8 protein-coding genes are annotated in these 10,199 nt (G+C 67.1%); all 8 read left to right on the forward strand.

Features of this window, described 5'->3' with window-relative positions:
- Positions 1–63 precede the first annotated feature (63 nt).
- The 8 genes from tssB (at position 64) to tssH (ending at position 10,154) form a co-directional block, all read left to right on the forward strand.
- On the forward strand, positions 64–633 hold the full coding sequence (tssB, locus tag EJO71_RS32165) for a type VI secretion system contractile sheath small subunit (protein WP_125952654.1): 570 nt from the start codon (positions 64–66) through the stop codon (positions 631–633).
- A 30-nt stretch (positions 634–663) separates the two neighbouring features.
- Complete coding sequence (tssC, locus tag EJO71_RS32170) at positions 664–2,172, forward strand: type VI secretion system contractile sheath large subunit (protein WP_125952653.1); 1,509 nt, start codon at positions 664–666, stop codon at positions 2,170–2,172.
- Between the two features lie 49 nt (positions 2,173–2,221).
- Positions 2,222–2,704, forward strand: a complete 483-nt coding sequence (locus EJO71_RS32175) for a type VI secretion system tube protein Hcp (protein ID WP_125952652.1) — start codon at positions 2,222–2,224, stop codon at positions 2,702–2,704.
- Positions 2,705–2,830: 126 nt separating this feature from the next.
- Positions 2,831–3,691: a type VI secretion system accessory protein TagJ gene (locus EJO71_RS32180; RefSeq protein WP_125952651.1), complete on the forward strand. Its 861-nt coding sequence runs from the start codon at positions 2,831–2,833 to the stop codon at positions 3,689–3,691.
- Between the two features lie 11 nt (positions 3,692–3,702).
- Positions 3,703–4,230, forward strand: a complete 528-nt coding sequence (gene tssE, locus EJO71_RS32185; protein WP_125952703.1) for a type VI secretion system baseplate subunit TssE — start codon at positions 3,703–3,705, stop codon at positions 4,228–4,230.
- 121 nt (positions 4,231–4,351) lie between these two features.
- Entirely contained in the window at positions 4,352–6,223 is a 1,872-nt protein-coding gene (gene tssF / locus EJO71_RS32190; RefSeq protein WP_125952650.1) for a type VI secretion system baseplate subunit TssF, read from the forward strand.
- Positions 6,220–7,425 carry a type VI secretion system baseplate subunit TssG gene (tssG, locus tag EJO71_RS32195; RefSeq protein WP_171022570.1) on the forward strand — a complete coding sequence of 402 codons (1,206 nt, stop codon included), beginning with the start codon at positions 6,220–6,222 and terminating at the stop codon, positions 7,423–7,425. The genes tssF and tssG overlap by 4 nt, the downstream gene beginning before the upstream one ends.
- On the forward strand, positions 7,422–10,154 hold the full coding sequence (gene tssH, locus EJO71_RS32200) for a type VI secretion system ATPase TssH (RefSeq protein WP_125952649.1): 2,733 nt from the start codon (positions 7,422–7,424) through the stop codon (positions 10,152–10,154). The genes tssG and tssH overlap by 4 nt, the downstream gene beginning before the upstream one ends.
- The last annotated feature ends 45 nt before the right edge of the window (positions 10,155–10,199 follow it).

Consider the following 10,199-nt stretch of genomic DNA (forward strand, 5'->3'; position numbering starts at 1 on the left):
CCCGCGAGCCGGCAGGCCGGTCGGGGTCGTACCCACACGCATTACAGATTCAAGAGGAAGCTTATGGCAGACAACCGTGTCAGAAACAGTGGTCAGAAGTTCATCGCGCGCAATCGCGCACCGCGTGTGCAGATCGAGTACGACGTCGAGATCTATGGCAGCGAACGCAAGATCCAGCTGCCCTTCGTGATGGGCGTCATCGCCGATCTTGCGGGCAAGCAGATCGATCCGATGCCCGACCTCGCCGAGCGCGAGTTCATGGCGGTGGACATCGACAACTTCGACGAGCGCATGAAGGCCATCAAGCCGCGCGTCGCCTTCCAGGTGCCCAACACGCTCACCGGCGACGGCCAGATGAACGTCGACATCACCTTCGACAGCATGGACGACTTCTCGCCCGCGCGCATCGCCCGCCAGGTCGGCGCGCTGCAGCAGCTGCTCGAGGCGCGCACCGAGCTGTCGAACCTGCTGTCGTACATGGACGGCAAGAACGGCGCGGAGCAGCTGATCGCACAGGCGCTGCAGAACCCCGGGCTCCTGAAGTCGCTGGCGTCGGCGCCCAACCCGGCCGTTGCCAAGGCCGTGGAGGCCGCGAACGAAAAGGCCGGTGCGTCCGGTACGTCTTCCGAGTAAGTGCGAGCAGCAGCAAGGACCGCCATCATCATGAGCACCGCCCCCAAACAGACCGCCGCGCGCGCACCCGCCTCCGTCGAAACGCTCGAGCCGAACGAGTTCTCGAACCTGCTGCAGCGCGAGTTCAAGCCCAAGACCGACCAGGCCCGCGAGGCGGTGGAGAACGCCGTCAAGACGCTGGCCGTGCAGGCGCTTGAAAGCACCGTTACCGTCTCCAACGATGCCTACCGCACGGTGCAGGCCATCATCACCGAGATCGACCGCAAGCTCTCCGAGCAGATCAACCAGATCCTGCACCACGAGGACTTCCAGCAGCTCGAAGGCGCATGGCGCGGCCTGCACTACCTCGTGAACAACACCGAGACCGACGAGCAGCTCAAGATCCGCGTGATGTGCGCCTCCAAGCGCGAAGTGGCGCGCTCGCTCAAGCGCCACAAGGGCATCGGCTGGGACCAGAGCCCGCTGTTCAAGAAAGTCTACGAAGCAGAGTACGGCCAGTTCGGCGGCGAGCCCTTCGGCGCGCTGATCGGCGACTTCCACTTCGACCACAGCCCGCCCGACGTCGAGATGCTGAGCGAGATGGCCAAGATCGCCGCGGCCGCGCACTGCCCCTTCATCGCGGGCGCATCGCCCACGGTGATGCAGATGGATTCGTGGCAGGAGCTGTCGAATCCGCGCGACCTGACCAAGATCTTCCAGAACACCGAACACACCGCATGGCGCTCGCTGCGCGACTCGGAAGACGCGCGCTACATCGGCCTGGCCATGCCGCGCTTCCTGGCGCGCCTGCCCTACGGCGCGCGCACCAACCCGGTCGACGAGTTCGAGTTCGAGGAAGAGACCGATTCGGCCGCGCACAACCGCTACACCTGGGCCAACTCGGCCTATGCGATGGGCGTGAACATCAACCGCTCGTTCAAGCAGTACGGCTGGTGCACCTCCATCCGCGGCGTGGAATCGGGCGGCGCGGTCGAGAACCTGCCGACGCACACCTTCCCGACCGACGACGGCGGCGTGGACATGAAGTGCCCGACCGAGATCGCCATCAGCGACCGTCGCGAGGCCGAGCTGGCCAAGAACGGCTTCATGCCGCTGGTGCATCGCAAGAACTCCGACTTCGCGGCCTTCATCGGCGCACAGTCGCTGCAGCTGCCGGCCGAGTACTACGACGCCGACGCCACTGCCAACGCAAACCTTGCCGCGCGCCTGCCGTACCTGTTCGCATGCTGCCGCTTCGCGCATTACCTGAAGTGCATCGTGCGAGACAAGATCGGTTCGTTCCGCGAGCGCGAGGACATGGAGCGCTGGCTCAACGACTGGATCATGAACTACGTCGACGGCAGCCCCGGCACCTCGTCGCAGGACACGAAGGCAATGAAGCCGCTGGCGGCGGCAGAAGTCCAGGTGGAAGCCATCGAGGACAACCCCGGCTACTACGCCGCCAAGTTTTTTCTCCGGCCGCACTATCAGCTCGAAGGGCTGACGGTGTCGTTGCGGCTGGTTTCGAAGCTGCCATCCAACAAGAAGGACAGCAGCTAATTCAACGGCGTCCCGGAATCGGGCGCAAATAACTCTGGGGGTTTCAATCATGGCAGTAGACATGTTCATGCGCGTTGAAGGCGCAAACGGCGAATCGAAGGACTCGAACCACAAGGAGTGGACGGACATCAAGTCGTTTGCGTGGGGAGCAACGCAGCCTGGAAACATGGTCAGCGGCGGTGGCGGTGGTGTTGGCAAGGCCAGCTTCAACGACCTGCAGGTGCTCGCGCGCATCGACAAGGCGGCGCCGTCCGTCATGAAGAACTGCGCCAGCGGCAAGCACCTGAGCAAGGTGGAGGTATCGGTGTGCAAGGCGGGGGGCTCGCAGATCGAATACACGCGCGTGACGCTCGAAGAGGTGCTGGTGACGTCGGTGCAGTACACGGCCGAACAGGGTTCGGACGCGGTGTTCGTGCAGTACGCATTCCAGGCCGCGAAGGTGAAGCAGCAGTACTGGGAACAGACCGACAAGGGCGGCAAGGGCGCCGAGACGGTTCTGGCCTGGAACATCAAGGAAAACAGGGAGTCCTGATCCCCTTTTTCCGATGCGCGGCCGGCCTGTCGGGCCGGCCGCGACGTTTTTCCCGACGGCCTCCGCGGCCGTCTTTCGTGCACAGGCCTTTCGAGCCGTGTGCCAGCAAGTCAGCGAGGAAGCTTCATGGGCGATGGGTTTGCAGTACTGGGCGAGCGCTCAGTGGCCGAGCACACCGAATGGGTACAGAGGCAGATTCGCGCCAATCCCCAGGATGCCAGCCTGCGTCTTGCCCTGTGCCACTTCCTCGCGTTGCGCGGTGAGTGGCAGCGGGCCGAAGACCAGCTCAAGCTCGCCACCAAGCTCGACCCCACTTTCACGCCAGCCAGCGTCACGTGCTCGATGGCGCTTTCGGGCGAGCGGCACCGCAGCGACTTCTGGTCGGGCGGGCGTGCTCCGGCCATCGTCTGCGGCAATGCGGAATGGGTCGAGCAGCTGATCGCCGCGGCGGCCTTGCCGCCAGACCGTGCCGACGAAGCTGCGGCCCTGCGCGAGACCGCGCGACAGGCCGCACCCGCCTTGCGCGGAGCCCTCACCGGCGTCGACCGTTCCGATTCGCGCGCCGTGCAGGCGCTCGACGGCGAGCCGGTGGAGCGCAGCGATTTCGAATGGCTGTGCGATGGCGACGTTCGCATCGGTGCGGTCTTGGAACTGCTCACGCCTTCGGGCTATGCATGGCTGCCTTTGCCCGAGGTGCGCCGCATCAAGTTCTCGCGTCCGCAGCATCTGGTCGACCTGCTGTGGGCGCCCGCCGAATTCGAGCTGCATGACGGCCGCGCCCTCAACGGCCTGGTGCCGGCGCGCTACCCGGGCTCGCTCGAAGGCCTCGACGACGAAACCACGCTGGGCCGCCGCACCGACTGGTTGCCACTGGCCGGCGAAGAACAGTACGCGGGTCTCGGCCAGCGCACGCTGATCAGCGAGGCTGGCGACCATTCGCTGCTCGACCTGCGGCTCATCGAGTTCTCGCGCGAGGGCACGGCTTGATGAGCGGCATGATGGAAACCGACGGCGACCAGCAGGAAAGCGTCGCGCGCGACCGCCTGCAGCCGGTGCTGCTCGACCGTCTCACCGACAAGACGCCGCAGACCCGGCAGGAACGCGCGGGCGCCTTCCTCATGAGCGGCAGGCTGCTGCGCGACTCGGTACTGCGCGACCTGCAGTGGCTGCTCAACACCACCAACTTCGGCGCGGACCACAACATCAACACCATGCCGCGCGCGCGCCGCTCGGTGTTGAACTTCGGCGTGCGCGGCTGGGCCGGCGGGCGCATGTCGGAGGTCGACTTCGCGGACGTCGAAGCGGCCATCCGCGCGGCCATCATCGATTTCGAGCCGCGCATCATGAAAGACAGCATCGACGTGCGCTGCGTGACCGACGCCACCGACCTCGAACACCACAACCTGCTCGCGCTGGAGATCCGCGGCACGCTGTGGTCGGTGCCGTACCCGATCGAATTCATCCTGCGCTCCGAGCTCGACCTCGAGAGCGGGCACATGGTCCTTCGGCCGACAGGAGGACTTTGATGCGGGGGCTCTCTTTTCGTGAAACACCGAGGAACCGGCTTTGCCGGGCCTCTGGCGTTGCCCCCTGCAAAGGGGAAGGCGAAGCGACGCGAAGTGCGCGCAACCTGGGGGTGAGCCACTGATGGACGCGCGGCTGCTCGACTACTACAACCGCGAGCTCACGTACATGCACGAGCTCGGGGCCGAGTTCGCGCAGCGCTACCCGAAGATTGCGGGCCGCCTCGGCATGCGCGGCATCGAGGTCAGCGATCCGTACGTGGAGCGCCTGCTCGAAGGCTTCAGCTTTCTCACCGCGCGCATCCAGCTCAAGATGGATGCCGAGTTCCCGCGCTTCTCGCAGCGGCTGCTCGAAGTGGTGTACCCCAACTTCCTCGCGCCGCTGCCCGCCATGGCCGTGGTGCAGATCGACGGCAACCTCAACGAAGGCTCGCTGAAGGCCGGCTACGAGCTGCCGCGCCACACCATCCTGCGCGGCCGGATGATCAAGGGCGAGCAGACGGCCTGCGAATTCCGCACCGGCCATGCCGTCACGCTGTGGCCCATCCGCATCGCAGAGGCCGGCATCGGCCCGGTGCCGGCCGAGATCGCACATGCGATGCCTATGGTCGCGCGGCAGGCCAGGAGCGCCATCACCATCAAGCTCGAAGCGGTAGGCGGCGCGCGCTTTGCCGACATGCCGCTCGACCGGCTCGAATTCTTCCTCTCGGGTGCGGAGTTGCACGCGCTGCGCGTGCTCGAACTCGCGGCGCACCACAGCATCGGCGTCGTGTGCCGCAGCGGGCCGGGCACCACGGCGCGCATCGTTCCGCTGGGCGACGAGGCCATCAGGCACGAAGGCTTCGAGCCCGACCAGGCACTGCTGCCCTACGACGCGCGTTCGTTCCAGGGCTATCGACTGCTGCACGAGTACTTCGCGTTTCCCGACCGCTACCTTTTCTTCAGCGTGAACAAGCTGCGTGCGGCGGTCGCTGCGATGGGCGGCACCACGATGGAAATCGTGATCCTGCTCGATCGCGCCGACGCCGACCTCGAGCGGCTGGTCGATGCCAAGCATTTCTCGCTGTTCTGCACGCCCATCATCAACCTCGTGCCGCGCCGCAGCGACCGCATTCCGGTGGGGCCGGGCCAGCACGAGCACCACGCGGTAATCGACCGCACGCGTCCGCGCGACTTCGAGATATTCACCGTCGAGCGCGTCACCGGCCACATGGCCAACGGCTCGGAGGAGCGCGAGTTCCGGCCCTTCCTCGGTTCGTTCGCTGCTGACGACGGCGATTTCGGCGCGTACTTCTCGCTGCGTCGCGAGCCGCGCCTCGTGTCGGACCGCGCGCGCGCCCAGGGCACGCGCACCAGCTACACCGGCAGCGAGGTCTACGTGTCGCTGGTCGACCAGCACGACGCGCCGTTCCCGCACAGCCTGCGGCACATCACGCTCGATGCGCTGTGCACCAACCGCGACCTGCCGCTGCTGCTGCCGACGGGGCTCGAATCCGATTTCACGCTGCGCGTATCCGCCCCCGTGCGCTCGATCCGCATCCTGCGCGGGCCTTCGCGGCCGTATCCGGCGCTGGCCGAAGGCGCGCTGACGTGGCGCCTCATCAGCCACCTCGGCCTCAACTACCTGAGCCTCACCGATGTCGACGCGGCGCAGGGTGCTGCCGCACTGCGCGAGATGCTCGATCTGTACGGCAACCTCGCCGATCCGTCGGTGCGCCGCCAGATCCAGGGCGTGCGCTCGATGGCGCTGGCACCGGTGTTCCGCCGCCTGCCGGAGCCCGGCCCGATCGTGTTCGGGCGCGGCGTGGAGATAGCGCTCAAGATCGACGAGGTCGCGTTCTCGGGCGCGAGCCCGTATCTCTTCGGCGCCGTGCTGGAGCAGTTCTTCAGCCGCCACGTGTCGCTCAATGCCTTCACCGAGTTCGCGCTGTCCAGCCTGCAGCGCGGCGAGATCGCGCGGTGGACGCCGCGCGTGGGACGCCGCCCCGCCGTATGAGCGAAACCGGCTTCACCGACGCAGTGCAGCAGCAGCCCGCAATGGCCGGCGCCGCGGAAGAGGTCGTGCTGGACGCGGCCGGGGCTACCGGCCATGAAGCTGCACAGCCGGCAGCGCAAAGCCAGGCCCCCGCGCGCGGCGTGCCGCAGGTCGACCCCGTACTCTGGGCCAGGCTGGTCGAACAGCCCTTCGAGCACGACCTGTTCATGCTGCTGCGCCGGCTCGACGCGCATGGCGACCATCCGCTGCTCGGCCGCGCGCCGCGCCCGCTCGACGAACCGCTGCGGCTCGGGCAGGAGCCCTCGATGGCCTTCGCGCCCTCGAACGTGTCGGGCGTCGATGTCGACAGCGACGGCCCGCCGCGCATCTCGATCTACGGCTTCGGCCTGTTCGGTCCCAACGGCCCACTGCCGCTGCACCTGACGGAGTACGCGCGCGAGCGCAAGCGGCATCACGCCGACAACACCATCAGCGCGTTCGCCGACCTGTTCCATCACAGGCTGATCCTGCTGTTCTACAGGGCCTGGGCCGACGCGCAATCGGTCAACAGCCTCGACCGCCCCGACGGCCATCGCTTCGTCGACTACGTGGCCAGCCTCATGAACATGGGGCAGCCCGGACTCAAGGAGCGCGACCGCATCGCCGACCATGCGCGCACCTTCATGGCGGGGCACCTCGTGCGCCAGACGCGCAATCCCGAGGGCCTGATCCAGATCCTCAAGCTCTACTTCGACGTGCCCGTGCGCGTCGAGGAGTTCGTGAGCGACTGGGTGATGATCGACGAGCGCCAGGTCAGCCGCATCGGCCTCACAGGCCGAAACCACCGGCTCGGCGGCGGCGCCACCATCGGCCTGGCAGTGCGCGACGCGCAGAGCAAGTTCCGCCTCGAACTCGGTCCGCTCTCTCAGGAAGAGTTCCGCGAGTTCCTGCCGGGCAGCAAGCGGCTGCAGCAGGTGGTCGACTGGGTGCGCCAGTACGTCGGCATCGAGTTCGCGTGGGAGCTGCGGCTCGTGCTCAGGAAGCAGGACGCGCACGGCGCGCGGCTCAACAGCAACCAGCGCCTGGGCTGGGGCAGCTGGCTGGGCACGCGCATGTCCGACACCGACGCCGGCGACATGGTGTTCCAGCCCGAAGCATTGTTTTCCCGTTCCGCATCGGCGGCACCTGTTGCCGCGCCCGCAACTTCCTCCATGGGTTTATGACCGACATCCGCCGCGTCTCTCTGTTCTCCAAGCTCAATCCGATGCTCTACAAGGCATTGGAGACAGCCACCGCCTTCGCCAAGCTGCGCGGCAACGCCTACGTCGAGCTGGTGCACTGGCTGCACCAGATCCTGCAGCTGCAGGACAGCGACATGCTGCGCATCATCAAGCGCGCGGGGCTCAACCTCGATGCGGTCGAGAACGACCTCGTGCGCGCGCTCGACCGGCTGCCGCACGGCGCCACCTCGATCAGCGACATCTCCGAGCACGTCGACAACGCCGTCGAACGCGCGTGGGTCTATGCGAGCCTGCGCTTCGAGGCCACCTCGATCCGCGGCGCCTACCTGCTCGCGGGCATCATCAAGACGCCGGGGCTGCGCCAGGTGCTCTCGGGCATCTCGCGCGAGTTCGACAAGATCGTGCCCGACGTGCTGGTGGCGCAGCTTGCGTCGTGGACCGAAGGCTCGCCCGAGGACGACTTCGATGCCGCCCCGGGCACCGGTGCGGCTGGCGGCGCACCCGCCGTGACCCATCACCAGGGCGACGGCTCTGCGGCGGGCGGCTCCGCGCTTGCAAAGTACGCGAGCGACCTCACGGCCAAGGCCCGTGCCGGCGAGCTCGATCCGGTCTATGGCCGCGACGACGAGATCCGCCAGATCATCGACATCCTCATGCGCCGTCGCCAGAACAACCCGCTGCTGACCGGCGAGGCCGGCGTCGGCAAGACGGCGGTGGTCGAAGGCCTGGCCTCGCGCCTTGCAGCGGGCGACGTGCCGCCTTCGCTGAAGGACGTGTCGCTGTGGGTGCTCGACCCCACGCTGCTGCAGGCCGGCGCGGGCGTGAAAGGCGAGTTCGAGCAGCGTTTGCGGCAAGTGATCGATGAGGTCGAGAAGAGCCCCAAGCCCATCGTGCTCTTCGTCGACGAAGTGCACACGCTGGTGGGCGCGGGCGGCACGGCCGGCACCGGCGACGCGGCCAATCTGCTCAAGCCGGCGCTCGCGCGCGGACGGCTGCGCACCATCGGCGCGACCACCTGGTCGGAGTACAAGAAGTACATCGAAAAAGACCCGGCACTCACGCGGCGCTTCCAGACCATCCAGGTGCACGAGCCCACCGAGCCCAAGGCTGTGGTGATGCTGCGCGGCATCTCGGCCGAGCTGGAGAAGCATCATGGCGTGCTGATCCTCGATGCCGCGCTCGAAGCGGCCGTGAGCCTGTCGCACCGCTACATCCCCGCGCGCCAACTGCCCGACAAGGCCGTGAGCCTGCTCGACACGGCATGCGCGCGGGTCGCATTGAGCCAGCACGCGTTGCCTGCAGCCATCGAAGACCTGCAGCGCCGCATCGAGGTACTGGGCATCGAGTCGGGCATCGCGGGGCGCGAAGCGGCCATCGGCGTGGGCGAGCACAAGCGCGTGGAAGACATCGCGGCCCAAGTGGCTGCGGCGCAGGCCGAGCTCGACCTGCTGGAGAAGCGGCGCGTGGAAGAAAGCACGTTGGTCGAGCGCATCGTGGCGTTGCGCAAGCAGCTGTCGCCGGCGGCGGTGCCTCAGGCGCAGGACGACGCATCGGCAGCGGAAGCGACGAATGTCGATGTGGACCCCGACGCGCCTCCCGCCGAGCCGCAACGCACGCCCGAGGAGATTCGCGCGGAACTCAACGAGGCTCAGGACAAGCTCACGCAACTGCAGGGCGAATCGCCGCTCATCCTCGCGGCTGTCGACGCGCAGGCTGTCGCCACTGTCGTGGCCGACTGGACCGGCATCCCCATCGGCCGCATGGTGCGCGACGATGCGCAATCGGTGCTGAAGCTCGGCGAGATCCTTTCGGCCCGCGTGGTCGCGCAGCCCGATGCGCTGGAGACCATCTCGCGCCGCATCCGCACGGCGCGTGCGCGGCTCGACAACCCCAACAAGCCCGTCGGCGTGTTCCTGCTGTGCGGTCCTTCGGGCGTGGGCAAGACCGAGACGGCGCTGGCCTTGTCCGAAGCGCTGTACGGCGGCGAGCAGAACCTCGTCACCATCAACATGAGCGAGTTCCAGGAGTCGCACACCGTCTCCACGCTGAAGGGCGCGCCGCCCGGCTACGTGGGTTACGGCGAAGGCGGCGTGCTCACCGAGGCCGTGCGCCGCAGGCCCTACAGCGTGGTGCTGCTCGACGAGATCGAGAAGGCGCACACCGACGTGCACGAGATCTTCTTCCAGGTGTTCGACAAGGGCTGGATGGAAGACGGCGAGGGCCGCCACATCGACTTCCGCAACACCGTGATCATCATGACCTCCAACGTCGGCACCGACCTGGTCATGCAGCTGTGCGAAGACCCGACCCTGCGCCCCGACCCCGAGCCGCTGGCTGCCGCGCTGCGCGAGCCGCTGCTCAAGGTGTTCGCGCCCGCGCTGCTCGGCCGCCTCGTTGTAGTGCCTTATTACCCGTTGCACGCCGAGGCATTGCATCGCATCATCCGCCTCCAGCTCGATCGCATCGCGACGCGCCTGCAGGCGAACCACGGCATCGCACTGGCCTACGACGACAGCGCCGTCGAACTCGTCGCGCGTCGTTGCACCGCCATCGAATCGGGCGGCCGGATGATCGACGCGATCCTCACGCACACGATCCTTCCGCGGCTGAGCGAGGAAGTCATCGGCGCCACGGTCAGTGCGCGCAAGCTGGGCGGCGTGCAGCTGAGTGCTGCCGGGGACGACTTCCGCTACGAGTTTTCCGAAGCGTAAAACTACAAGGAGACAACCCGCATGACCAGAGTCGTGAAGGCGCAT

The sequence above is a fragment of the Variovorax sp. 679 genome (genome assembly GCF_003952185.1).
Taxonomy (GTDB): domain Bacteria; phylum Pseudomonadota; class Gammaproteobacteria; order Burkholderiales; family Burkholderiaceae_C; genus Variovorax.